The 25,700-nt window shown below is 46.5% G+C and carries 24 protein-coding genes; 20 read left to right on the top strand and 4 right to left on the bottom strand.

Annotated features, from left to right (window positions below):
• Window positions 1–54: 54 nt before the first annotated feature.
• The 13 genes from C3Y98_RS03590 to ubiA all read left to right on the top strand — a co-directional run bounded on the left by C3Y98_RS03590 (window position 55) and on the right by ubiA (window position 14,130).
• On the top strand, window positions 55–921 hold the full coding sequence (locus C3Y98_RS03590) for a YicC/YloC family endoribonuclease (RefSeq protein ID WP_135276750.1): 867 nt from the start codon (window positions 55–57) through the stop codon (window positions 919–921).
• Window positions 922–1,305: 384 nt separating this feature from the next.
• Window positions 1,306–2,796: a circularly permuted type 2 ATP-grasp protein gene (locus tag C3Y98_RS03585; RefSeq protein ID WP_135276749.1), complete on the top strand. Its 1,491-nt coding sequence runs from the start codon at window positions 1,306–1,308 to the stop codon at window positions 2,794–2,796.
• Window positions 2,790–3,746: an alpha-E domain-containing protein gene (locus tag C3Y98_RS03580; protein WP_135276748.1), complete on the top strand. Its 957-nt coding sequence runs from the start codon at window positions 2,790–2,792 to the stop codon at window positions 3,744–3,746. The genes C3Y98_RS03585 and C3Y98_RS03580 overlap by 7 nt, the downstream gene beginning before the upstream one ends.
• Window positions 3,747–3,768: 22 nt before the next feature.
• Complete coding sequence (locus tag C3Y98_RS03575; protein WP_135276747.1) at window positions 3,769–4,674, top strand: transglutaminase family protein; 906 nt, start codon at window positions 3,769–3,771, stop codon at window positions 4,672–4,674.
• Between the two features lie 49 nt (window positions 4,675–4,723).
• Window positions 4,724–5,932 carry a hypothetical protein gene (locus C3Y98_RS03570; RefSeq protein WP_135276746.1) on the top strand — a complete coding sequence of 403 codons (1,209 nt, stop codon included), beginning with the start codon at window positions 4,724–4,726 and terminating at the stop codon, window positions 5,930–5,932.
• A 133-nt stretch (window positions 5,933–6,065) separates the two neighbouring features.
• Window positions 6,066–6,800: a proteasome-type protease gene (locus tag C3Y98_RS03565; RefSeq protein ID WP_135276745.1), complete on the top strand. Its 735-nt coding sequence runs from the start codon at window positions 6,066–6,068 to the stop codon at window positions 6,798–6,800.
• Window positions 6,801–6,876: 76 nt separating this feature from the next.
• Window positions 6,877–7,488 carry a guanylate kinase gene (gene gmk, locus C3Y98_RS03560; RefSeq protein ID WP_135276744.1) on the top strand — a complete coding sequence of 204 codons (612 nt, stop codon included), beginning with the start codon at window positions 6,877–6,879 and terminating at the stop codon, window positions 7,486–7,488.
• Window positions 7,489–7,565: 77 nt separating this feature from the next.
• Window positions 7,566–7,778, top strand: a complete 213-nt coding sequence (gene rpoZ / locus C3Y98_RS03555; RefSeq protein WP_135276743.1) for a DNA-directed RNA polymerase subunit omega — start codon at window positions 7,566–7,568, stop codon at window positions 7,776–7,778.
• A 52-nt stretch (window positions 7,779–7,830) separates the two neighbouring features.
• A complete protein-coding gene (locus C3Y98_RS03550; protein ID WP_135276742.1) occupies window positions 7,831–10,077 on the top strand; it encodes a RelA/SpoT family protein in 2,247 nt (748 codons plus the stop codon).
• A gap of 59 nt (window positions 10,078–10,136) precedes the next feature.
• Window positions 10,137–10,523 (top strand): RidA family protein, encoded by a 387-nt coding sequence (locus C3Y98_RS03545; RefSeq protein WP_135276741.1) that lies wholly within the window; start codon window positions 10,137–10,139, stop codon window positions 10,521–10,523.
• 84 nt (window positions 10,524–10,607) lie between these two features.
• Window positions 10,608–12,650 carry an ATP-dependent DNA helicase RecG gene (gene recG, locus C3Y98_RS03540; protein WP_135276740.1) on the top strand — a complete coding sequence of 681 codons (2,043 nt, stop codon included), beginning with the start codon at window positions 10,608–10,610 and terminating at the stop codon, window positions 12,648–12,650.
• A gap of 41 nt (window positions 12,651–12,691) precedes the next feature.
• Entirely contained in the window at window positions 12,692–13,240 is a 549-nt protein-coding gene (locus tag C3Y98_RS03535) for a chorismate--pyruvate lyase family protein (RefSeq protein WP_209308735.1), read from the top strand.
• Complete coding sequence (ubiA, locus tag C3Y98_RS03530; protein WP_135276739.1) at window positions 13,237–14,130, top strand: 4-hydroxybenzoate octaprenyltransferase; 894 nt, start codon at window positions 13,237–13,239, stop codon at window positions 14,128–14,130. The genes C3Y98_RS03535 and ubiA overlap by 4 nt, the downstream gene beginning before the upstream one ends.
• 54 nt (window positions 14,131–14,184) lie before the next feature.
• Here the strand turns inward: ubiA and C3Y98_RS03525 are convergent, their stop codons facing one another.
• A complete protein-coding gene (locus C3Y98_RS03525; protein ID WP_135276738.1) occupies window positions 14,185–16,467 on the bottom strand; it encodes a type IV pilus assembly protein FimV in 2,283 nt (760 codons plus the stop codon).
• A gap of 335 nt (window positions 16,468–16,802) precedes the next feature.
• Between C3Y98_RS03525 and rplM the strand changes: the two genes are divergently transcribed.
• The 6 genes from rplM (at window position 16,803) to erpA (ending at window position 20,046) form a co-directional block, all read left to right on the top strand.
• Window positions 16,803–17,231: a 50S ribosomal protein L13 gene (gene rplM, locus C3Y98_RS03520; protein ID WP_135276737.1), complete on the top strand. Its 429-nt coding sequence runs from the start codon at window positions 16,803–16,805 to the stop codon at window positions 17,229–17,231.
• A gap of 9 nt (window positions 17,232–17,240) precedes the next feature.
• Complete coding sequence (gene rpsI, locus C3Y98_RS03515; RefSeq protein WP_135276736.1) at window positions 17,241–17,633, top strand: 30S ribosomal protein S9; 393 nt, start codon at window positions 17,241–17,243, stop codon at window positions 17,631–17,633.
• Between the two features lie 104 nt (window positions 17,634–17,737).
• A complete protein-coding gene (argC, locus tag C3Y98_RS03510) occupies window positions 17,738–18,787 on the top strand; it encodes an N-acetyl-gamma-glutamyl-phosphate reductase (RefSeq protein WP_135276735.1) in 1,050 nt (349 codons plus the stop codon).
• A 4-nt stretch (window positions 18,788–18,791) separates the two neighbouring features.
• The gene (locus C3Y98_RS03505) at window positions 18,792–19,142 is read left to right on the top strand and encodes a DUF6776 family protein (protein ID WP_135276734.1); all 351 of its coding nucleotides are present in this window, start codon (window positions 18,792–18,794) and stop codon (window positions 19,140–19,142) included.
• Window positions 19,143–19,219: 77 nt separating this feature from the next.
• A complete protein-coding gene (locus tag C3Y98_RS03500; protein ID WP_135276733.1) occupies window positions 19,220–19,591 on the top strand; it encodes a bactofilin family protein in 372 nt (123 codons plus the stop codon).
• Between the two features lie 89 nt (window positions 19,592–19,680).
• Window positions 19,681–20,046: an iron-sulfur cluster insertion protein ErpA gene (gene erpA / locus C3Y98_RS03495; RefSeq protein WP_135276732.1), complete on the top strand. Its 366-nt coding sequence runs from the start codon at window positions 19,681–19,683 to the stop codon at window positions 20,044–20,046.
• A 287-nt stretch (window positions 20,047–20,333) separates the two neighbouring features.
• On the opposite strand, the gene gltA is transcribed toward erpA, so the two are convergent.
• From gltA to C3Y98_RS03480, 3 genes are all read right to left on the bottom strand, one after another.
• Complete coding sequence (gene gltA / locus C3Y98_RS03490; RefSeq protein WP_135276731.1) at window positions 20,334–21,632, bottom strand: citrate synthase; 1,299 nt, start codon at window positions 21,630–21,632, stop codon at window positions 20,334–20,336.
• Between the two features lie 76 nt (window positions 21,633–21,708).
• Window positions 21,709–22,809 (bottom strand): anhydro-N-acetylmuramic acid kinase, encoded by a 1,101-nt coding sequence (locus tag C3Y98_RS03485; RefSeq protein ID WP_135276730.1) that lies wholly within the window; start codon window positions 22,807–22,809, stop codon window positions 21,709–21,711.
• Between the two features lie 23 nt (window positions 22,810–22,832).
• Window positions 22,833–24,215: a M23 family metallopeptidase gene (locus tag C3Y98_RS03480; RefSeq protein WP_135276729.1), complete on the bottom strand. Its 1,383-nt coding sequence runs from the start codon at window positions 24,213–24,215 to the stop codon at window positions 22,833–22,835.
• A gap of 105 nt (window positions 24,216–24,320) precedes the next feature.
• Here C3Y98_RS03480 and tyrS point away from each other — a divergent pair, with 105 nt between their 5' ends.
• Complete coding sequence (gene tyrS, locus C3Y98_RS03475) at window positions 24,321–25,520, top strand: tyrosine--tRNA ligase (RefSeq protein ID WP_135276728.1); 1,200 nt, start codon at window positions 24,321–24,323, stop codon at window positions 25,518–25,520.
• Window positions 25,521–25,700: the final 180 nt, after the last annotated feature.

Raw genomic sequence — 25,700 nt, 5'->3', positions numbered from 1 at the left:
CCTAGTATTTGATAACATGATGCCAATTTATTTTATTCATTGGAAAATCTTAAGATGATTTTTAGCATGACGGGTTTTGCGGCATTAGAGCAGCCGATAGAAAATGCCACGCTGTTATTAGAGTTGCGCGCAGTTAATAGCCGCTACTTAGACATACATTTTAAATTGGATGAAAGCATCCGCAGTTTAGAGCCAGCGATCCGTGAACTTATCGCGGCGCATTTGAGCCGTGGCAAATTGGAATGTAAGGTTAATCTTATCCAGCGTTCACAATCCAATCAGGCCCCTAAGCTGGATGAGCAGCTAATGCAGCAGCTAGCGACATTACAGGCAAAAACGCTGGCCTTGTTCCCTGCAAGCCGTGAACTCAGCGTGGCAGATATCCTGCGCTGGCCTGGCGTGGTGATGCAAGATGGTTTAAGCCAGGAATCATTGATAGAAGATGTAAAGCAACTGGTGGAACGTGGCTTGCAAGATTTGAACGCTTCACGCCAGCGTGAGGGTGAAAAGCTAAAAGTCATTATTTTAGACCGCATCCTGCAAATTGAGACCTTGGTAGCTAAGGTTAAGCCGCTATTGCCAGCCCTAAACAAAGAGTATCAGTTAAAGCTTGAGCATAAGTTACACGAAACACTAAAAACCATAGATCAAGACCGCATCGCCCAAGAGTTAGTGCTGTTTGCACAGCGTATTGATGTGGATGAAGAGCTTGGCCGCTTAACTGCGCATGTGTCAGAAGTAAAGCGCATTTTAAGTAGTGATGCGCCGGCAGGCAAGCGCTTGGACTTTTTGATGCAGGAGCTGAATCGTGAGGCGAATACCTTAGGCTCCAAGTCAGTATCGGTGCACACTACCCAAGTGTCTATGGAGCTGAAAGTGCTGATCGAGCAAATGCGTGAGCAGATTCAAAATATTGAGTAATTTTTTATAGATTAAGTTTGAGGTATGCGGGTGGCGCTCAGCAGTAAACCCGCATGCGCCGCCTTTTGCTAATGCATCCTTTGCATCATGTGGTAAATATCCATTCCCTCCCATTAAGTTTTCTTCACTGCCTGACCTTAAATCGTCAAGCATAGTTGTTGCATTGCGCTGTTTTGCCAGTGGCCTGCTGATGTTACATATCAATTTTTCACCATATCTGCACACTAATCTAGCGTAATTGCTGGATGCTATGTATTAATGCACTTATTGTGGGCGTTATGCTGAGTTAATTGTTTGTGTTGTTGTTAACCTAATGATTTTAATCAGTTAATTATCTGGTATGCCCCTTGCTTATGCTTTATGTATCAAGGGAAGGCTTACATCATGAAAAAATCACAACCGCAATTTTTTAATGAAATGCAACTGGATTTAGCCGCAAGCAGCCCCGAGGGCGTGCGTGAGATTTATAAAGCCTATCACCAGTGGCTCAAGAATGTGCCGCATCACCAGCTTAACAGCAAACGCATGGAGGCTGAGCTGTTGTTTCGCCGCGTAGGCATTACGTTTAATGTGTATGGCGAGAATGATGGCGCAGAACGCTTGATCCCATTTGATGTGCTGCCGCGCATTTTGTCGGCAGCCGAGTGGCGCCATTTATCCGCAGGCTCAATTCAGCGGGTGAAAGCGTTGAATATGTTTTTGCATGATATCTATCATGATCAGGACATTATCAAAGCAGGCATCATGCCGGCGACCATTTTAGCCAACAGCCAATACCGCCCTGAGATGTTTGGCGTGGATGTGCCTAACCAGATTTATGCGCATATTGCAGGTGTGGATTTAGTGCGCACTAGTGAATCGCAGTTTTACGTGCTGGAAGATAATTTGCGTACGCCGTCTGGTGTGTCCTACATGTTGGAAGACCGCAAAATGATGATGCGATTATTTCCTGAGTTATTCCGTCAATATCCGATAGCGCCGGTTGAACATTATCCGCAAGTGTTGCTTAACAATCTGCGCGCTGTGGCGCAAACCAATGTGCAAGAGCCTACGGTAGTGGTGCTGTCGCCAGGGGCATATAACAGCGCGTATTTTGAGCATGCGTTTTTAGCGCAGCAAATGGGTATTGAGCTGGTAGAGGGGCAGGATTTGTTCGTGCGTAATAATGCAGTGTATATGCGCACCACAGAGGGGCCGCAACGCGTGGATGTAATTTACCGACGTATTGATGATGATTATATCGATCCCTTAGTGTTTAACGCCAACTCTATGCTGGGGGTGCCCGGTCTGCTGTCCGTATACCGCAATGGTGGCGTGACTTTGGCTAATGCGGTGGGTACCGGCGTGGCAGATGATAAAGCCACTTATATTCACGTACCAGCCATGATACGTTTTTACTTGGGTGAAGAGCCGCTGCTGGAAAATGTGCCTACCTATGAGCTGAGCAAAGAAGATGATTTAGCCTATACCTTGGCGCACTTGCATGAGTTGGTGGTGAAAGAAGTCCAAGGCTCCGGTGGGTATGGCATGTTGGTAGGCCCCGCCGCCAGCAAACAAGAGCTAGAAGAGTTCCGTTTACGCATCATCTCTAGCCCTGCCAGCTACATTGCACAGCCTACGCTGGCGCTCTCTACCTGCCCAACCTTGGTGGCAGAGGGCATTGCGCCGCGGCATGTGGATTTGCGACCCTTCGTGCTCTCGGGGAAAACCTGCACGTTGGTGCCAGGGGCACTTTGCCGAGTTGCCATGAAAGAAGGTTCGCTAGTCGTGAATTCATCGCAAGGTGGTGGCACCAAAGATACTTGGGTACTGGAGGAGGATGTGGCGATGCCAAGCAAGGCTAACGTTAATCAGGCAGAGGAAATGCTATGTTAAGCAGAACAGCAGATCACCTTTATTGGATGGCGCGCTATATTGAGCGTGCCGAGAACATGGCACGCGTGCTGGACGTAACCTACAACATGTCGTTAGTGCCGAATGCGGCTGAGAGTGAGGCTGCGCTGTGGCTGCCTGCATTAGAGATTTCTGGCAATGTAGAAGCATACGAGCGCGATTATTTTAATGAAACCCAGCAGGAGTATACGGCGGCAGATGTGATTCATTATCTGGCAATGGATATGAACAACCCCTCCAGTATTTATAGCTCATTGCGCAGTGCTCGGGAAAACGCACGCGCAGTGCGCGTCGCCATGACCTCGGAAACGTGGGAGAACATTAACTCACTGTGGCTGGAGTTTGGGCAGTTTTTTGGACAGGATTTATCGCAAAGTGGATTGAGTGAGTTTTGTGATTGGGTAAAAGCCCGCTCGCATTTATTCAGGGGGGTGTGTTTTGGCACGATGTTGCGCGATGACGCCTTTAGCTTTGTGCGCTTAGGTACCTTTATCGAACGTGCAGACAATACTGCACGCTTGCTGGATGTGAAGTATCACTTGTTGCTGCCGGAGCAAGAGGAGGTGGGTGGTGCGGTTGATTATTACGAGTGGAGTGCGGTGCTGCGTTCGGTTTCTGCGTTTCAGGCCTACCAAAAAATATTTAGCGACACGATAGAGCCGTGGCGGGTGGCAGAGCTACTAGTGCTGAGGCGTGATATGCCAAGGTCTTTGCATGCCTGTTTTGATGAAATTACTTCAATTCTGGAGCAATTGTCCAGCTCACGTGCAGGTGAATGCAAGCGTATGGCGGGCGAGCTGCATTCAAAATTGCGCTTCGGCAAAATGCGCGATATTTTTCAGCGTGGCTTGCATGAGTTTTTAAGTGATTTTATTTCCGCCAATAACAAATTGGGTGTGGAAGTGCATAAAACCTTTTTAAGCATTTCTTAACCTCAATTCAGGCAGGACTATCATGTTACTTAACATAGAACACCACACGCGCTACGCTTATAGTGAAGATGTGAACTACACCATACAGGAGTTGCGCCTCACTCCGCAGCATGGCTTTGGCCAGCATGTGCGGCACTGGGACATTAAAGTCAATGGTGAGCTGCAGCCTTCGCAAGATGCTTATGGCAATGTGACGCATACGTTGGTGGTGGATGCACCGCATAGCGAGTTGCTGATTGTTGCCGCCGGGCAAATTGAAACCGGGCTGGATGCGGTGTCGCAGCATATGGCATTACCCCTGCCTATTTATTTACGCGATACAGCCCTCACGCAGTACAGTGCAGAGATGGTCGCGTTCGCCCAACAGTACTTGCAGCCTCAGCGCCAGAATGCAGCCCTAGAGGAGATGATGCACGCGTTGTTGTCGCGCGTACAATATATTAAAGGTGCAACGCAGGTGACTACTTCGGCGGTTGAGGCGTTTGCGCTAGGGCAAGGTGTCTGTCAGGATCACGCTCATGTGTTCATCGCCTGTTGCCGCGCTATAGCGCTGCCTGCGCGCTATGTGAGCGGATATTTGTTTACAGAAGATGGCAGTTTAATGCAGACTCATGCGTGGGCAGATGTGTTTGTCGCTGGCGAAGGTTGGCAGAGTTTTGATGTGTCAAATGGCTGCCGTGCGGGTGAAACCCATGTGCGTCTTGCCACCGGCTTGGATTACCGTAGCGCCAGCCCGATTAGCGGTATGCGTTCGGGTGGCGGTATTGAAGGCATGGCCTCTAGCGTGATTGTGAATCAGGCTGGTTTGGTCGTAGAGCAACCGAAAAAAATAAATACAGTGCAGTTACTGGAGCAGGCACAACTAAACCGTGTAGCACGTGCTGAAGCTGTGTTGGAAAAACAGTCGCAGTATGCGCAGCAGCAATAGCGTTTAGTGTCAGGCTTGCAAGCAAGCCATCAATGAAAGCAAACTACTGATGAAAAAACCTGTTAGCTCGCTCATGTATGAACGTCATGGTGACAAAGTAAATTCTACATTTTTTGAAGAAAACCTGATTCGCTTGTTAGAAGAGCGTGATGCACTAGGTTTAACTGCCATGATTCATGAAATTGATGCGCTCATGATTTCAGTCGACCCCGGGCACGCTATCCAATATATTGCAGAGCTGGCGTTAATGACGCCTTACCATTATCTGGTCACGCTAGAGAGTGAGCAGCACCTCACGCATGTGTTGCGTATTGATTTAAATTCACCGGATATTCTATTGCGCGAGGTAAAAGACCCTAGTCTTCGCGATATTTTTAGAAGCTTGAACGAGGTTTACCCCATCGGTGCTAAACGGCCGAATAGCCGTTATATGGGGGAGATACTGCGGGTGACTGATTTACATGGTGTGGTGGATTTACAGCAAGCGCGCGATTTCAGGTTTTTCAGTCAGGATGAAGTGCGTAAGTTAGAGCTGCCGGGTAACCTTGCGGTAAGCAAGCCCTCTCCGTATACCCATAATATTGTCGCTTATTTGGAAAGGGCTTCTGACGAAACGCGCGTGTACTCGTTAGGTTTAAGCACTATTTCGCCCGAGGCGCAGGCCGCTTATGAAAATGCAAAGTCTTTACAGACTAAGCTGGGTATCAGCGATTTGTTGTTACCGCTGGATCATCTGGCAACCCGTGTTTATAGCCAAAACCGTGAAGTTGCCATTTTGGAATATTTATCATGGTCTAGTTATTACTTCTGGGGTGCATATAATATTAAAGACCAGAACTCATCGACCAATGTGACTAAAAGCACCCATGCCATCCCCGAGTCTAAAAGTCCGGCCAAAGTGTTTACCGCCAATAACACGCCTTATTTCATCAGCCATCTAGAGCACCTGCCATCACCCACCGAGATTTTTGTGCGTAACTACGGGCCGCGCCTGCATCACATGGCAATCGCCGTAAAAGATGGTGAGCGTCATGGCAAAGAGCACATCGATATCGTTGTCGATGCGATTTCACAAAACGGCAAAGGCTTTTTGTTGGATGTGATTGGCTCCAAAGAGCAAGGGCTAAAGCAGATATTCTCCAATGCCTCCGAACACTCTTCACTGATTATCGAATACGTGCAGCGTTATGGCAACTTTGATGGATTTTTTACTAAAGAGAATGTAGCTAAGCTCACTGAAGCTGCAGGGTTTATGTAAAAGCCGATGAATGGTTGCCCGCATGCAACTTGATAACCTTTGCCGTGATTATGTGCATTGATGTGCCGCAGTTTTTTGGCGAGCGATTACGCAAAATGGTATGATGGCAATTCTTCCAAATTAAACAAAAATTATGACTTATTGTGTCGGTTTATTACTGAAACAAGGATTGGTGTTGGCATCTGATACACGCACGAATGCAGGTGTGGATCAGGTGGCTTCTACGCCTAAAATGCATATTTTTGAGCTTAAAAACGAGCGCGTGATTGTGTTGCTAACGGCTGGTAATCTTGCGATTACCCAGTCTGTGGTGAACGCACTGAGAGCGCGTGTCGAGAAAAATGTGCCGGATAGTAAGCACTTGCACAATGTGGACAGCTTGTTTGATGCGGCAGGGTTAGTGGGCGCTGAACTAAGAGCAGCGTTTGAACGTGACGGTGAGCACTTTAAAAACCATCAGATTGATTTCAACGCGAGCATCCTTGTGGGCGGCCAAATTAAAGGTGAAAGGCCGCGTTTGTTCAATGTGTATGCGGCAGGTAACTTTATTGAGTCCACGCAGGAAACACCGTATTTTCAGATTGGTGAAACTAAGTACGGCAAACCGATTATCGACCGCGTGGTGGCGCAGAATAGCGACATTATGGATACGGTGAAATGTGTGCTGATTTCGTTTGATTCCACCATACGCAGCAATGTTTCTGTGGCTGCACCGATAGACTTGCTGATTTATCGGGTAGATAGCCTGCATGCTGACTGTCAGCAGCGCATTACAGAAACTGACCCATATTACGTACAAATTCGCCAAGGTTGGGCAGATGGCTTGCGCTCAGTATTTAGTGCATTACCGAGTCCAGATTGGTGTTAATCTAGCTTGCTAGATTATTTTAATAATTAGAATTTTTTAATAATCCGAACATATCGCTATAGAGAGTTGTCATTGAATGGTTCCAGGTAATCTTTTTATCATCACCGCAGCATCAGGCGCGGGTAAAACCAGCCTAATTAAGGCATTGCTGGCTGAAGATACGCATTTGAAATTATCTATCTCGCACACCACGCGCAAGCCGCGTCCGGGTGAGCAGAATGGCGTTGACTACCACTTTGTGGATGACGCCATGTTTTTGCAGATGCTAGGCGAAGCAAAGTTCTTGGAAAGTGCAGAGGTGCATGGCGCGCGTTACGGTACTTCGCAGTCTGCCGTGGATGCGCCACTGCAAGCTGGACATGATGTGATTTTGGAGATTGACTGGCAGGGCGCTGCGCAAGTGCGTCAGCTGTATCCCAATGCCATCAGCATTTTTGTATTGCCGCCTTCCATCGAAACATTGGAACAGCGCTTGAATAGCCGCGGGCAGGATAGCCAAGAGACTATCTCTAAACGTGTTGCCGCTGCACGTGCTGAAATGCGCCATGTGAGCGAGTTCGATTATGTTACAATTAACAACTATTTTGACGTAGCGTTGCAGGACATTCGCGCTATCATCCGCGCACATCGCCTAGTTGGTGCCGCACAGTTGCAACGTTATGCCAGTTTAATTCAAGCGCTTACTTAATTGCTAAGTTGTATATTGCTTAGCGCGCTTGCTGGTCTTTTAGTAATTAATTTTGTTTATCATTAGGAAATATCATCATGGCACGTATCACGGTAGATGACTGTTTAGAAAAAATCCCAAACCGCTTCCAATTAACTTTAGTGGCTGCATATCGTGCCCGTCAGTTGCACAATGGCGCAGAACCACAAGTGAACGTGCAAAACACACGCGACAAATCAACAGTGATTGCATTACGTGAAATTGCTGCTGGTAAAATTGGTGTGGAAATTTTAGCGCGCGGGCATGCGTAATCTGCCGTGTCTTGGCATTTATTAATTTATTCGTAAAAATAGTGACACCGGCATGCCAAAAACCGCAAACAATCTTAAAGCGGAATTATCAAAGTTAACATCGGCTCCCTTGCTGCCAGCGGACAGCGAGGGCTCAGCCTTAAGTATACGATTACACTCGTATTTAAAACCTCAAGATATAGAACAAGTATGGGAAGGCTATCGCTATGCGTTTGCTGCCCATGATGGCGTCGTGCGTAAAACGGGCGAGCCGTATATCACGCATCCTGTCTCTGTTGCCTGCATTCTGGCCGATTTGCATATGGATGTGCCAACTATTCTCGCCGCGCTGCTGCATGATGTGGTCGAAGATACCGACATTACCACTTTAGATATCAAGCAAAAGTTTGGTCCGCAAGTCGCTGAACTAGTAGATGGCGTGACCAAGCTGGATAAAATCGAATTCCAAAGCGCGAGTCAGGCGCAGGCGGAAAACTTCCGTAAAATGCTGTTGGCGATGTCGCAAGATGTACGTGTTATTCTGGTTAAGCTGGCAGACCGCTTGCACAACATGCAAACGTTGGAGGCGATGCGACCAGAAAAGCAACGCATCATTGCCAAAGAAACACTGGATATTTATGCGCCAATCGCCAATCGCTTAGGCTTAAATGATGTTTATCAGGCCTTAGAGGATCTCAGTTTTAAATACCTTCACCCTATGCGCTATAACGCGATTTCTAAAGCGATTATGGCCGCGCGTGGTAATCGTAAAGAAGTTATTAGCAAAATATTAGAGTCAATCAAGCAGCAGTTAAGTAGTTTTAATGTTGAAGCGGAAGTGTCAGGGCGCGAAAAGCACTTGTATAGCATCTATAAAAAGATGACAAGTAAGGCAACGCCGTTCTCACAAGTGTATGATATTTATGGTTTTAGGATTGTTGTCAAAGATTTACCTAGCTGCTATTTGGCGTTAGGGGCGTTGCATGGGCTGTATAAGCCGATTCCTAGCAAGTTTAAAGACTATATCGCTATCCCTAAAGCAAATGGTTATCAATCGTTACACACCACTTTATTTGGCCCATTTGGTACGCCAATTGAGGTGCAGATTCGTAGTGCCGACATGCATAATATTGCAGATGCGGGTGTTGCCGCGCATTGGCTGTATAAGGCAAGCGACGCGCAGCTGACCGCGTTGCAGCAGCAAACCCACCAGTGGTTACAGCGCTTGCTGGATATCCAAAGCGAGAGCGCAGATTCTCTCGATTTTCTTGAGCATCTTAAAATTGATTTGTTCCCAGACGAGGTTTATGTATTTACACCCAAGGGCTCTATCATGGCCTTGCCTAAAGGCGCGACTGCGGTTGATTTTGCCTATGCGGTACATTCTGACATTGGTAATAGCTGCGTGGCGGTGCGGATTAACCACGACTTAGCCCCATTGCGTACCGAGATGCATAATGGCGACCACGTTGAAATTATTACTGGTTCTTTAGCCAAACCTAACCCTGCTTGGCTTAATTACGTAGTGACCGGACGTGCCCGTGCGCATATCCGCCACTTCTTAAAATCACAGCAATCTACTGAGTCCGCGCACTTGGGTGAGCGCTTGTTGAATAAAGCCTTGCGTGCCTTGCATGTAGACCCTAGCCATATTTCAGAAGAGCATTGGCAAAAGCTGATTCGTGACTATGGCGTGAAGAAAAAAGTTGAAATACTTTCTGACATTGGCCTAGGTAAGCGCCAAAACGTGATGGTGGCACATCAATTGGTGGCGATGACCGATGACCATGCCGAGAAGCATACCAAGTTGCCAGCGGCCTCGCTGGATACCATCACCATTCGTGGTACTGAAGGCATGGCAGTACAGTTTGCACCTTGTTGCAGACCGATTCCGGGTGACCCGATTTTAGGTTTTATCAATAAAGATAAAGGCTTGGTGATTCATACACACGATTGCCCGAGTGTGCGTAAATTTAAACTAGACCCGGATAAATGGCTGGATGTAGAGTGGGAGCCAGAAAGCTCGCGCTTATTCAAAACTAATTTAAATCTGACGGTGGCAAACCAGCCTGGCATGCTGGCGCAAATCGCCTCAGGCATTGCAGATGCAGGCTCTAACATTGATAACGTCAGTGTTGAGGAGGCAGATGGCAGCGCATATGCTAATTTATACTTTACCGTACAGGTAAAAAACCGTGTGCATTTGGCCGAGTTGATGCGTGGCCTGCGCAAGATTCCCGATGTGGTGCGTATTAATCGCACCAAAGGCAGTGCTCCCGGCAATCGTAAAAACTCGAATGTAAAACTATACTCTCAGTAGAGGCAAAGCAAGCAGTAGTCGCAATGCATGATTTCTTTAACAAACCGTGGTTTAATTAAATGACAACTAATACAAAACAAATTATTCAAACACAAGGCGCACCAGCAGCTATTGGCACTTACTCGCAAGCTGTGAAAGTAGGCGATACTGTCTATCTATCTGGTCAAATCGGGCTGGATCCAGTCACTATGCAAATGGTGGACGGCATTGAAGCACAAGTGCATCGCGTATTTCAAAACCTAAGAGCGGTGGCTGATGCTGCAGGCGGTAGTTTGGCTGATGTGGTTAAACTTAATATTTTCCTGACAGACTTATCTCACTTTGCTTTGGTGAATACCATTATGGCTGAGTACTTTAGCCAGCCATATCCAGCACGTGCTGCGGTAGGCGTTGCTTCATTACCACGCGCTGCGCTGGTTGAAGCTGATGCCGTGATGGTGCTTTAATCAGCTCAATGCTGGCTTAGGGCGCGTGCCTTTACGTTATTTTAAGTAAATGCCTTTCTGTGCTTTCGGTCAGCCACATTCAATGTGACGCAACTCACTCAAATTAAAGCCTTCAGTAAGCCCTTGATTGCCAACTTGGCAAAGTTGGGCATTAGTAATCTGCAAGGCTTATTGCTACATCTACCTTTACGTTATATTGATGAAACCCATGTGACGGCGGTGCGTGATTTACGTATGGGTGAGTCTGCACAGGTTGAAGGTGATATCGTTCATGCAGAAGTGACTTACAAGCCACGCAAAGCACTAATTGCCAGGTTGGAGGATGCGAGTGGACAGCTCACCCTGCGTTTTCTACATTTCTATCCCAGCCAGATTAATGCCCTTAAAGTGGGCGCTAAGCTACGTGTTTATGGTGAGGTGCGTAGTGGCTTTTTTGGCTATGAGATGGTGCATCCTACCTGTAAAGCAGTGGGTGAAAAAACCATCGTCGCAGAAACCTTAACGCCGGTTTACCCTACGGTTGCCGGCTTGGGCCAGGCTAGTCTACGTAAGGCCATAGGCATTGCCTTGCAGCAGCAAGGCGAGATGCTAGAAACATTGCCTGCACAGATTTATGCCGATTTAAATCTCCCTAGTTTTGCTTTAAGTTTGACGGCACTGCATCATCCTAGCCCCGATGTGAGTCTGCGCGCACTGGATAATAAAACCACGGCACATTGGCGGCGTTTGGCATTTGATGAATTGCTGGCGCAGCAGCTATCCATGCGTAAGCATTACGCACGTCGTCGTAGCGTGAGTGCTCCGCAATTTAAGCGTTCTACAAAGTTGGTTTCTGCTTTACTGAAAAGTTTACCGTTTGCGTTAACTGGTGCACAGCAAAAAGTGGCGTTGGAAATCGAGCGCGATTTAACGCAAGCACACCCTATGCAGCGCTTGCTGCAAGGCGATGTCGGCAGCGGTAAAACCATCGTGGCGTGCATGGCGGCATTGCAATGTGTGGAAAATGGCTGGCAGGTTGCTTTAATGGCTCCCACGGAGATATTGGCAGAGCAGCATTACCGTAAAATGCTTAGCTGGCTACAGCCACTGGATATCAAGATTGCATGGCTCACTGGCAGCCAAAACAAAAAAGACCGTGATGCTGCGCTTGAATCTATTGCCAGTGGCGAAGCAAAATTAGTGGTGGGTACGCATGCCTTGTTTCAAGAATCGGTGCGTTTTAAAAGCCTGGGTTTAGCCATCATCGATGAGCAGCATCGTTTTGGTGTGCATCAGCGCTTGGCATTGCGCCAGAAAGGACAGCCAGAGCCGCACCAGCTGATGATGTCTGCAACACCGATTCCACGTACGTTATCTATGAGTTATTACGCGGACCTTGATGTGTCGGTGATAGATGAGCTACCACCCGGGCGTTCGCCTATCGTCACCAAAATTGTGTCTGACGCTAGGCGCGACGAAATTTTGCAGCGCGTGCGTGAGGCGTGTTTGCAGGGCAATCAGGCTTATTGGGTCTGCCCGTTGATTGAGGAGTCTGAAGCCTTGCAATTGGCAACGGCCAATGACACTTACGCACTGATGCAACAGGAGTTCCCAGAGTTAAAGGTTGGTTTGGTACATGGTCGCATGAAGCCAACCGAGAAACAGGCGGTCATGGCTGAGTTCAGTGCCGGGCATTCGCAGCTTTTAGTGGCCACCACCGTGATTGAGGTGGGCGTGGATGTGCCAAATGCCAGCTTGATGGTGATTGAGCATGCGGAGCGCATGGGGTTATCACAGCTGCACCAATTACGTGGGCGAGTGGGTAGGGGCGCGACAAAAAGCACTTGTATTTTGCTCTACCAGAACAAATTGTCAGACACTGCACGTGCCAGATTAAAAGTGATTTATGAAAGTAATGATGGTTTTGCCATTGCACAAGCGGACTTGCAGATTCGCGGCCCGGGTGAGTTGTTAGGGGTGCGTCAAAGCGGTGTGCCTATGCTTAAAATTGCAGACTTAGAGCGAGATGTTGATTTACTGGAAGCAGCAAAAGATATGGCCGATACACTGCTGCAAAACTATCCAGCCGAAGTTGAGCAGCATCTAGATCGCTGGATGAGTACGGCGGGCGAATTGGTGAAAGTGTAACAACATGTCTGATTTTATTCACTACATGCGATAATTCTGCCGTGAAAATACGTAAAAGCACCCCACAAGCGCGTTATCGCTGGTTAGTAAAACCGTTGCATAGCCATCGCTATCGTTCATGGCTAATGCATGGTCAATCCTTAACTGCTAAGTTGCAGCAATGCTATCCGGATTTTTACGTGATGCCGCTCACTGTAGCTTTGCGTAAACCTATCCGTGATGAGGCCGCACTGTTAAGTTTATGTGCGGATAAATTGGTGCTGGTGCGCGATGTGTTGCTGTGTGGCGGAGCAGAGCCGGTGGTGTTTGCGCACAGTGTTTTGCCTACTAAGCGTTTACGTGGTGTGTGGCACGGCTTGGGTAAACTGGGTAGTAAGCCACTGGGCGCCACCTTGTTTGCCAACCCCAAAGTTAAACGTACTGCATTAAGTTATAAAAAACTATCATCCAATCACGTGCTGTATCAGCACGCGAGCAGGCATTTAATGGTTAAACCCGGCTATCTTTGGGCGCGCCGTTCAGCGTTTAGTCTGAACTGCGCTAGTATTATGGTTACTGAAGTTTTCTTGCCGAGTATCGTTGCCACATGAAAATACAAACCCCAAAAATACAAGACTTGGTAAACAAGATTAACAGCTATGAGCGCCTGATGCGCTTAGATAAACCGATAGGTATTTTGCTGTTGCTGTGGCCTACTTTGTGGGCGCTTTTAATTGCCTCAGCCGGTAAGCCCGACTGGATTATTGTGTTGATATTTATCACTGGTACAGTGTTAATGCGTAGCGCTGGCTGTGTGATGAACGACATTGCCGATAGTCAGTACGATGGGTTGGTTGAGCGTACACAGCATCGCCCTTTGCCCAATAAAGAAGTCACTAAAAAAGAAGCGTACTTATTGGCGTTGGCGTTAAGTGTCATGGCATTTGCGCTTGTCTGCTTGCTGAATGTGTTAACAATTAAGCTATCCGTGCTGGCACTGTTTTTAGCCATGACTTACCCGTTAACCAAGCGCTTTTTTGTGATGCCGCAAGCATATTTAGGCGTGGCTTTTGGTTTTGGTATCCCCATGGTGTTCGCAGCGGTCACGGATGCGGTTCCTGCTGTTGCATGGCTGCTGTTGTGTGCCAATGTGTTTTGGGCGATTGCCTACGATACTGAGTACGCAATGGTAGATAGGGAAGATGACTTGAAAATAGGTATTAAATCATCTGCCATTACGTTTGGCCGTTTTGATGTTATTGCCATTATGTTATGTTATGGCTTGACCTTGGCATTGCTCGGGCTGGCAGGTTATCAGCTCAAACTGTCGTATGCGTATTATGTTGGTTTGGGCTTGGCCGCGTGTGTTGCGCTATATCACTATTACCTGATCAGAGCGCGTATCAGAGCAAAATGCTTTCAGGCGTTTTTAGGTAATAACTGGTTTGGTTTTTTTGTGTTTGCTGGGTTGCTTGCGCATTACTTGATTCGTGCGCATTAGTGATTAAGCGTAAACGTATTAGTTAGCCTATACATTTTAAGTATTTGGCTTAAATTAAGTATTTGATTTAGGCAAATCCCACTCAATAATGTTGGAGTCTTTAGCTTTTTTGGTCTCCAACTCCTCCTCAGGTTTGCTTGTCGCAGTGTCTGTTAAGACTGTTTCCTCTAGGTAGATATCTGCAGGGAAGAGAAACTCCTCCGCCATTTCGGTCGATGCAGTCTTTGCCAAGGTAGGCGCAGCTGATTCCTCAGTTGCATGCGTAGCATCTTTGTCTTTGCCAAAGGTCGGTGCAATCACCTCAATGTGGTCATCAAAGTCGGCGAGCATGTCCACTTCGTAAGACGGTACTTTTTGAAAAGGCGAATTCGCGAACTGAGCATTCATTTCTTCCTGTGTAGGTCTGCTCCAAGCGGCCTGTTCCGGCATCTCTGGAAATGGTGCAACAGTGAAATCTGCATCGCTGATTGTGCTGGTTTTGGGTTTTGCCGTGCTTAGGCTCGTGGTGTCTGCATCAACAGAAATATCATCGCCAAAAGCGACACTGTTAAATGCTACGGTGTTAAGTACTGTGTTATCTAAATTGCTGGGTGCAGAGTTTGTATGTTCGCTCTCTGTTTTAGGGGGCGCGCTTCGATACAGAGTGTGCTGGCTAGTTGAAATGCCTGTGTTGAGCAGTTCTGCGATCCTTTTCAGGAAGAATAATTCCTCATAATTGTTGGGTGAGAAGCCTTCAGCTGGCTGTGCATAATGATCGTAAATCAAATCATTTAAAAACTTAACAGCAAATGGTGAGCCCCAAACCCCTTCAAGTCTGGCAACAATGTTGGCGTATTCTTCAATTGAAGAATTGTCTTCGAGATTAGCCTCTGCAAAGTTCGGCGCTTTGATATTGAAGTGTTTGTTGGCTTCCATCACGGTTGCCTCGTATTCTGCTTCCGTTCCTTCTTTGGCAATCAGTGATAGCAGCTTAAGCCAGATTTTGGGCGATTCTGCTGGAAAATCATTCAAATGGTTTTGCAGTAACTGAATGGCTAATAGTGGGCGTTCATGCTCTATAAACACATCGGCATTATCGATAATGCTGTCGTGCTCATCACTTACATGCTCCGCGGGCGATAGTATGCCGGACTTAGCTGGCGTAGCTTTTTCCTCTTCATCGTCAGTCTCATCGTCAAGAAAGCTATCCGAGAACGTGTTGTGCTTGCTCGCTTTGTAATCGGCAGTTGCCGGAGTAGTGGCGGCAAAGGATGCTTGTTCGCTATTGGCATTTTCGTCCGCGTCAAACCAATGCTGCTCTTGCTTAATCATGCGTCTAGTCATGATGATGCGGCGTAGCCATTCAAGTGCGGCTAATCCAAGTATTGCTGCAACTACCACCCATAAGTAGTTGAGCCAGCCAGATTGCTGCTCTGCTAACGCATTTTTTGCCTGTGCTGCTTCGCTTCTTAACTGCGTATTTTGTGTTTGCAGGCTGATAATCTGTTTTTCTAGGTGAGCCAGTCGATTGGACATCACGGTCGCTTCATCCTGCAAGTCCGTGCTGCTAGGTGGGTTGCTTGGCGCTGCGCGATTAAGGTCGATTTGTGTTTCAAACTGCAAGCTGATGCTATGTTTCCCTGCGGATGCATCTGATGCCAGACTGCCCCCAGAAATGCTTAAGTATGGCTTGCTTGAGGTGTCTGGTTTGGCTGGTACAGGCGGTTCGCTGGTAGTTACGCTAGCTGGTGCCGTTGGTTTTGCGGCGCTTTGTTGTTTGCCGACATAGGCCTCCATAATTTTTTCGTCAGCGCTGGATGCGACATTGGCGTGGCGTTTTTTCAGCTTGCGCTTTGCCTTTGGAGGTGTATAGCTGCCCGTGTCGTCACTAGATAAGCTCACAGCACTATTGTCTGCATTACTTGAAGGCTTGGTTTTGTTGCTTTGTTGCTTGCCAACCATGCTTGTCGTGTTGGCGACGACGTTGTTAGCAGAGGTTTCGCTAAGAGTCGATGCAGGATCTAATAACAAAACGTAGTCACGGTGTAGCTGTGGTTCGCAATGATAAGAAACGCGCAAGCTCAGAATGGGTTCTGTAATGACAGATTGCGTAGTGATGGTAAGTAAAAAGCCATCTTTTTGTGCGCTTAATGAAGAAAATGCTCTTTTAAAAGCCGGGGTGTCGTTAGTGTCTGATATTGTAAAACAGCTGGTGTCTGGCGACTTTTCAACGTCAGTGACATTTAATTTAACAATGAGCGATTCACCCAGGTACGACTTAAGCGTAGCTTCGCCTAGGCCTAATGCGAAGCTCGCATTGGCGTAGAGGACGAAAATAATGGGTATGAATAATCTCAAAATATGTTTGTTTTCAAATTGTTATGCTGATTTTTATTGCATTGTTAAGCTGGTCTGTTAGAATCTCGTTTGTGCTGACATACTATGGTAAAGCGCGTATAGAGCAATGTAACACTACCATAACAAAAAGCACAACTCATGCCAACATAAGTGTTGGTGTGAATATCAAGCAATATATGGATGCGAGTTGTTTGATATGGCGCTAAACATATTGCTGTAAGTCAGCAATAAACTTAAAAATATCTGGAGAACAGTATAATACTGTTTGACAAGACGTATTTATTTAGCATAAAATCCGCCTCTTAATTTTTTTAGCTCATAGTATTGGTAACACGATGAAAACCTTTTCAGCAAAATCACACGAAGTGAAGCGCGATTGGTTTGTGGTTGATGCCACAGACCTAGTGCTAGGCCGTCTAGCTAGCGCAATTGCACACCGTTTACGCGGCAAACATAAAACAATTTATACGCCTCACGTTGATACAGGTGATTATATAGTTGTTATTAATGCCGACAAATTAAAAGTAACTGGTAATAAAGCAGATGACAAGCTTTATCACCGTCACTCTGGTTATCCAGGTGGTATCACAACAACAACATTCTCTAAAATGCAAGATCGTTTCCCAGGTCGTGCTTTAGAAAAAGCGGTTAAAGGCATGTTGCCTAAAGGTCCTTTAGGCTATGCAATGATCAAAAAAATGAAGGTTTATGCAGGTAGTGAGCATGACCATGCGGCACAACAACCGCAACCATTGACCATCTAAGGATAAAAAATGATCGGTAAATATAACTACGGTACAGGCCGCCGCAAAAGTTCAGTAGCGCGCGTGTTCTTGAAATCAGGTAAAGGCAACATCATTGTTAATGACAAGCCAGTTGATGAATATTTCTCACGCGTGACATCACGCATGATTTTGCGTCAACCTTTAGAGTTAACAAACAACACAGCCAGCTTCGACATCATGGTTAACGTGATTGGTGGCGGTGAGTCTGGTCAAGCTGGTGCAGTTCGTCATGGCATTACACGTGCTTTGATCGACTTTGACGCTACACTGAAAAGTGCATTGTCACACGCTGGTTATGTAACACGTGATGCACGTGAAGTTGAGCGTAAAAAAGTTGGTCTACGCAAAGCGCGTCGTCGTAAACAATTCTCTAAACGCTAATCAGGCGGTTGGATTGGAAAAAGGTCGCTTTGGCGGCCTTTTTTATTGGATGAAAAAGATAGAGCGCTTATAATCAGAACACTTGGTAAATGAATATAAACAACATGGCATCGAAAAAGATAAAAGTAGGGATTGTTGGCGGCACCGGATATACAGGTGTTGAGCTGTTGCGCCTATTAGCACTGCACCCACAGGTGGAGTTAACGGCGATTACCTCGCGTGGTGATGCAGGTCTGCCCGTTGCTGATATGTTCCCTAGCTTACGTGGCTATATTGATTTAGCATTTTCTGATCCGGCCACTGCAAATTTAAGTGCTTGCGATGTCGTGTTCTTTGCAACGCCACATGGCGTGGCTATGAGTCAGGCGCAAGCGCTGTTGGCTGCCAATGTTAAGGTGATTGACCTTGCCGCGGACTTCCGTTTGCAAGATACCGCTGTGTTTGAGCAGTGGTACAAAATGCCACATAGCTGCCCTGATGTGCTCAGTGAGGCGGTGTATGGTATCCCTGAGCTAAATCGCGAGAATATTAAATCGGCGAAGGTGATTGGTAATCCAGGATGTTACCCGACCACGGTATTGCTGGGTTTGGCGCCATTGCTAGAGAAGGGTTATATTGATTTTTCTGCACCGATTGTGGCTGATGCTAAGTCTGGCGTGTCTGGCGCAGGCAGAAAAGCGGAAGTCGCAACTTTGTTTGCGGAGTCCAGTGATAGCATGAAGGCGTATGGTGTGGCTGGGCACCGTCATCATCCTGAGATTCATGCGCAGCTGACGCAATTAGCAAATGCAGACATTCAGTTTATTTTTGTGCCACATTTAATTCCGATGATACGTGGCATGCTATCAACAATTTACGTTAAACTGACTGATGCTGCCAAAGCTGTGGATTTGCATGCTTTATATGAGCAGCGTTATCAACATGAGCGCTTTGTCGATGTAATGCCAGCGGGCGCGTTGCCAGAAACCCGTTCAGTACGTGGTTCCAACCAATTGCGTATCGCCCTGCATAGGCAAGGCTCTGACTATTTGACCTTGATAGTAGTGCAAGATAACCTAGTAAAAGGGGCAGCGGGTCAGGCCGTGCAAAATATGAACATCATGTTTGGATTTGATGAGCGCAGTGGTTTAGAAGTTTTACCCTTATTGCCTTAACTGAATGAAGCCAGTTCGCCGCAGAATTCGTCGTCATTTTGGGTTAACAGCCAAACAAGTGGCCGTCAGATCCAAGCGCCCATGGTATTTTCAGACCGGTGCAGCGTTTGTGTTTGTCGGGCTGGGCTATGCTGTCGCCTACTGGCAGTATGCAACGGGCAGCGAGAGTTTACGTCAGACCATGCTTGATAATCAGGCCTTGAATACCAAGGTGATACAAGTAGAGCGGCAACTGCAAATTGAACAAGCGGCACAGAGTGTTTTAACTAAAGAATTACGTGATGTTCAAGATGAAAATATTCATCTTAAAGAGGATTTGGCTTTTTATAAGAATATGACGAACAGTAAAAGGTAATCGTACTTACTTTTTATGGCAGTATCATGCGTAGTAGTTTATGAATGAGTTAGCTATCAAAGTTTAGAGGATTTACGATGTTTTTTAAAAAAAGTAACCGTGTACAAAATACCATTGATACCTTGATTGGCGTAGGAACTAGAGTTGAGGGCAATATTCATTTTGCTGGCGGTTTGCGTGTAGATGGTACAGTAATTGGCACAGTGTCTGAACCTAATGACCAGCCAAGTACACTAATACTTAGTGAGTTAGGCCGTATCGAGGGTGCGATTACTGCATCTAAGGTTGTGGTGAACGGGACTGTGATTGGCCCGGTGAAGGCGGCGCAGTTTATAGAGCTACAAACCAAGGCGCGAGTGACTGGCGATGTTTATTACAACACCCTAGAAATGCATACCGGTGCAGTGATTGAGGGGAAATTGGTTTATTTGGATGATAATGCAGAATAAGCTAGTGCATATAGGCTTTTGCTATTGAAATTCAGTGCGTTAGGTCGCATATTAACAGAGATATTTAATTGAAATTTTAGGAGTACACCATGAGTACAGTTGCAGAAGTTCAGGAATTAGACATTCCTTCACCTTTAGTTTTTACCGATAATGCGGCTAAAAAGGTAAAAGAATTAATTGAAGAAGAAGGATCACCAGATCTTAAGTTGCGTGTTTTTGTTAGCGGTGGCGGTTGTTCAGGTTTTCAATACGGCTTTACGTTTGAAGAGGAAGTGAACGATGACGACACACAAGTACAAAAAGACTCAGTTACCTTACTGATCGATCCAATGAGCTTGCAATATTTGATGGGTGCAGAGATCGATTACCAAGATAGCTTGCAGGGTTCACAATTTGTGATTCGTAACCCAAATGCACAAACAACTTGTGGTTGTGGTTCATCTTTCTCGGTTTAAAATTTAGCTCAGTTTAGAACTGCTAAATTTACAATGACGCGCTTGTGTTAATTTGGTTGCTTGCAGGTATAAGTACCCGATTAGCAGAGCGTGTTTTGTTATCTGGAGCCTTACCAGCCCTTTGTTATTACATCTCTCAGATAAGGCAGGCCAAGGGCGTTAGCTGCGGTAGTTGAGTGGGCTAGGTTTTAAATCGACATCAATTCAATAGTCTTTATTGAAATGGGCGCTAACTTAGGTGCAACCCAGCTGTCACTTCACTACTGTGTTGCACCTCAGGTTAATTTCTATCTTTTATTTAATTCCACAAATGAGCGCTTTGCTGAGCCTGTGTAAAGCTGGCGTGGTCTGCCAATTTTAGCTTCAGGGTCAGAATGCATTTCAGACCACTGTGCAATCCAGCCCGCTGTTCTGGCAAGTGCAAAGATAGCGGTAAACATGCTATTGGGAATACCCATCGCACGCATCACAATGCCGCTGTAGAAGTCTACGTTAGGGTAGAGTTTACGTGACACAAAGTATTCGTCTTCCAGCGCAATCTTCTCTAAGGCTAATGCAAGCTTAAACATAGGGTCATTGTTGAGGCCTAATACATCTAGCACCTCATGACATGTTTTTCTCATGATAGCGGCTCTCGGATCCATATTGCGGTAAACGCGGTGACCAAAGCCCATGAGTCTGAAGCTGTCTGATTTGTCTTTGGCGCGGTTAATAAACTCACCAATGCGTGAAACGTCGCCAATTTCTTCCAGCATATTCAGCGTAGCTTCATTCGCGCCGCCGTGTGCAGGCCCCCATAGCGATGCAATACCCGCAGAGATACAAGCAAACGGGTTAGCGCCGCTAGAGCCTACTAGACGCACTGTCGATGTCGATGCGTTTTGTTCGTGGTCTGCATGCAAGATTAAAATGCGTTCAAATGCTTTTGCCAATACAGGGTTAGGTACATATTGCTCACATGGCGTAGCAAACATCATGTACATAAAGTTTTCCGCATAGTTCAAATGGTTCTGCGGGTACATAAATGGCTGGCCTATGTTGTACTTGTAGCTCCAGGCTGCAATGGTTGGTACTTTAGCCAGCAAGCGGTGCGCGGAGATCTCGCGATGCTTAGGGTTAAGAATGTCCATTGAGTCAAAGTAAAATGCCGAGAGTGAGCCAACCACACCTACCATGACTGCCATCGGGTGAGCATCACGTCTAAAGCCACGGAAAATATTGCTGAGCTGATCGTGCAGCATGGTGCTGCCGGTGATGGTGTCGGTAAACTGCTGTTTTTCCGCGGCATTCGGTAGCTCACCGTGCATTAACAGGTAAGCAACCTCTAAGTAGTCACAGTGCTCAGCTAACTCTTCAATCGGGTAACCACGGTGATACAGTAGGCCTTGTTCTCCATCAATAAAAGTAATGTTGGAGTTGCAGGCAGCAGTAGACATAAAGCCTGGGTCGTAAGTGTATACGCCGTGCTTGCCTAAGGTGCGGATATCAATCACATCGTTGCCCAGTGAGCCTGAAAGTATAGGCAATTCAATCGGTGACTTGCCATTTTCAAAGCTGAGTGTTGCGGTACTTGTATTGTTTTTCATGGTGTTTTTGCAGTTCTAATCATCATTGACTGTGATTATACTTTATCAAGGCGAGCAGATGAATGTAAAAAGCTTACTAAGCTTGGTAAATCGCACCTAAAATGCGTAAGCCTTTGGCGCCGGTGACTTGCGGTAGGTTTGCCGTTTCTTTGGCGATACATTTCTTTGCTAACCACGCAAAGGCAATCGCCTCAACCCAATCCACACCCATGCCTAGTTGGTCTGTGGTTGCAATGGTGGTTGTGCCCATGAGCGATTGTAATTCACTCAGCAAGAGTTTGTTTTTTGCGCCGCCGCCGCATAGATATATTTCATCGACTGAGCCGCAAAATTGATGGACGGCATTGGCAATGGAGTGTGCACTTAAGGCCACTAAAGTACGTGCAATATCCTGAGCTGCATAATCGGGTTGAGTGAGATAATGGTTTAGCCATGTCGCATTAAATAAATCACGGCCCGTACTTTTGGGTGGTGCGGCTGTAAAGTAAGGTTCATTCAACATCGCAGTGAGCAACGGCTCAATAGTTTTGCCAGTGCTAGCCCATTGGCCATCCGCATCGTAGTCTAAGCCTAAATGCTGTTTAATCCATGCATCCAGTAGCATGTTGCCGGGGCCTGAGTCAAAGCCGAATACATCACCTGTAGTGCTCAGGTAAGTAATATTGGCAATTCCGCCGATATTGATAATCGCACGATCATGGGCGCTACTGCTAAAAACATCCTGATGGAATGCAGGCACCAGCGGTGCGCCTTGTCCACTTGCTGCAAGGTCTCTGCTCCTGAAGTCACTCACTACGGTGATGCCGGTCAGTTCGCTCAGTAGGGCTGCATTACCAATTTGCATGGTGAAGCCCAGTTCTGGGCGATGTCTGATGGTTTGGCCGTGACAACCTATTGCGGTGATGGTAGCTGCCTCCACTTGCGCGGTTGCAAGCATTGCATTCACTGCATCTGCATACAAACGGGCAAGGGTGTTGCCCATTTGTGCGGTTGTTTCTAGCTCGTTTGTGGTGGGATGTTGTAAAGCGAGGATCTGCGTGCGTAAATCGGCAGGATAAGCCACGAAATGTGTATTCAGCAGTTTTGGTTGCTGTGCTTGATTGAACGTGACTAAGGCAACGTCCACCCCATCTAGGCTAGTACCCGACATTAAGCCGATAAAAAGCTCGCTAGCCATGATGGTGATGTAATGCTACTAAATTATTCTAAGGCCGCAATATTGCTGGTGCCTAGCAATCTAAGCTGAGCTGTCATTTGACTGCTGATCGCTTCAAATTTAGCTTTGTTGCTGCCTTGAATGATATTGGTTTTAGGCAATGCAACTTTCATAGGGTCTTGGTGCTGACCATTGATTAAGAACTCATAATGTAAATGTGGGCCTGTCGCCACGCCCGACATCCCTACAAATCCTATCATTTGTCCTTGCGTGATTTTTGAGCCACGGCGTAACTCTGGTGCAAAGCGTGAGAGGTGTCCGTACAAAGTGCTTACGCCATTTGCATGTTTCAGGATAATCACGTTGCCATAACCGCCTTTTTGCCCAACAAAGTCAACCACAGCATCCGCAGATGCTTTAATACGTGTGCCGGTAGGTGCGGCAAAGTCCACGCCTTTATGTGCACGCATTCTTTGTAGCACCGGATGAAATCTTGCAACGCTAAAACCAGAACTTACACGGCTAAACTCCAAAGGTGAGCGTAAAAACGATTTGTGCGTGCTTTTACCTTCAGGTGTGTAGTACTGCATTTGATTATTGCTGTCGCGGAAGCCGACCGCGTGGTAAACCTTACCGTCGTTCACAAACTCTGCCGCCAGCACTTCACCTACTTTAATCAGTTCACCCTGATCGTAGCTGCCTTCATAAATCACATTGAAGTGATCACCACGGCGCAAGTCAGTATGAAAGTTAATTTCACTTTCAAAAATGTCTGCGAGCTGGATTGCGATATTGTCTGGAATGTTGGCTGCATCTGTTGCGCCAAATAGCGAACTGGTGATTTTTGCTGATTTTAATACAGGGCGCACTTCTAACACGCGATCATCTTGCTTGGCCGTATAGCCATCATCAGTTTTAGATACTGTTAAAAATGTGTCAGTACTGACTTGGTATTCGAAGTGAAACAAATTACCATCCGCATCAGTCTCTGCCTTAACTTGGCGACCGGGGATGATTGAACGCGCAATTTCACTGGCAACGCTATCTGTGCGAATAAACTCCAAAGCATCACGACTGCGAATGTTGAGCCTAGCTAATACGCTTTGTAGTGTATCGTCTCTGCGTACGTAATCTTTATACCAAAATTTCTCGGTTAAGTTGGCGTCCTTATCTAAGGCCTGCTCAAGTGCAGGCAGTGCCACTTCTTCAAGCACCATAGAAGTTGCAATATTCGTTGTGATTGTTTGTGGTGCGATACCAAATGCGGTGTAAATGCCAAATAATGGTAAGCAAGAAATTGCCAATACCCAACGCAGCTTAAATTTGCGCTCTGATAAGCGTTGTTGCTTGCGTTCAGCTTTATTGGCGTTTTGCGTTAAAATAGCGTTTTGGGGTGATTGGTGATGATTGGGCTCGTTAATATCCACGGGCTAACCTTTACTTAATTATTTCAGCTCTTGATACTAACAGAAAATTAAGTTTATACAAATAAACTAGCGGTAAAAAACCATAGAGTTTAAGGACGTTAAAACGTGAATATTGAAATCAGCCAACAGCTTGCGGTGATTAAACGCGGCGCAGATGAATTGTTAATCGAAGCCGAGTTAATTGAAAAGCTAAAAAAAGGTCAGCCATTAAGAATTAAGGCCGGTTTTGACCCAACAGCGCCAGATTTGCATCTTGGACATACTGTACTTATTAATAAGCTACGTCAATTTCAAGAGCTTGGGCATACAGTGCTGTTCTTGATTGGTGATTTCACGGGCATGATCGGGGATCCTACCGGTAAGAGTGCAACGCGTCCACCATTAACGGCCGAGCAGGTGCAGGAGAACGCCAAGTCCTACACTGCGCAAGTTTTCAAGATACTTAAGCCTGAGCAAACAGAGGTGGTGTTCAACTCTAAATGGCTCACCGAGCTTGGGGCTGCAGGTATGCTCAAGCTGGCAGCTAGCCACACAGTGGCGCGCATGCTAGAGCGTGATGACTTCTCTAAGCGTTTTAAGGGTAACCAGCCGATTGCGATTCATGAGTTCCTCTATCCTTTATTGCAGGGCTACGATTCTGTTGCACTGAGTGCAGACGTAGAGTTGGGCGGCACCGACCAGAAGTTTAACTTGCTCATGGGGCGCGAGCTACAAAAGCAAGCGGGGCAGACTCCTCAGTGTGTGCTGACGATGCCATTGCTAGAGGGTTTGGATGGCGTCAATAAAATGTCCAAATCTTTAGGTAACTATATAGGTATCGCAGAAGCGCCAGAAATCATCTTCGCTAAAATTATGTCGATATCAGATGAGTTAATGTGGCGTTATATAGAGCTGCTTTCTTTTGAGTCCTTAGAAACCATTGCGCAATGGAAAGCGGATGTGGCTGCAGGCAGTAACCCGCGCGACATTAAAGTGCGCTTCGCGCAAGAGATCGTAACGCGTTTCCATTCGCAAGCGGATGCCGAGAAGGCTTTAGCTGATTTTCAAACGCGTTCAAAAGGGGGCATCCCGGACGATGTGCCAGAAGTAACAGTGACGATTGATACTGAGCAAGTTGGTATTGCACAGATGCTTAAATTGGCTGGTTTGGTGGTTAGCACCTCAGAAGCATTCCGTGCCATTGAGCAGGGGGGTGTTAAATTGGATGGTGAAAAGATATCGGATAAAGCGTTTGTGCTGAATAAAGGTAGTGCCGTTGTCGCCCAGGTAGGTAAACGTAAGTTTGCAAATGTAACAATTTTGTAACGGCGTGTATTTGGGGTTGACCAAATAGTTTAGCCCTGTAGAATGCGCGCCTTCGCTAACGAAGTACTGTTAACGATTAGCAGCAAATGCAAGAATTAAAAGTAATAAAAAGTGCCGTAAAAACTATATTCAATATTAATTAGATTTATTTCAAAATTACTGTTGACGAGATTTAAAACC

Source organism: Methylotenera oryzisoli (assembly GCF_004661485.1).
In the GTDB taxonomy this organism is placed as follows: Bacteria; Pseudomonadota; Gammaproteobacteria; order Burkholderiales; family Methylophilaceae; genus Methylotenera; species Methylotenera oryzisoli.
The sequence above is the reverse complement of the archived record's forward strand: the minus strand, read 5'-3'. Positions and strand labels throughout refer to the sequence as shown.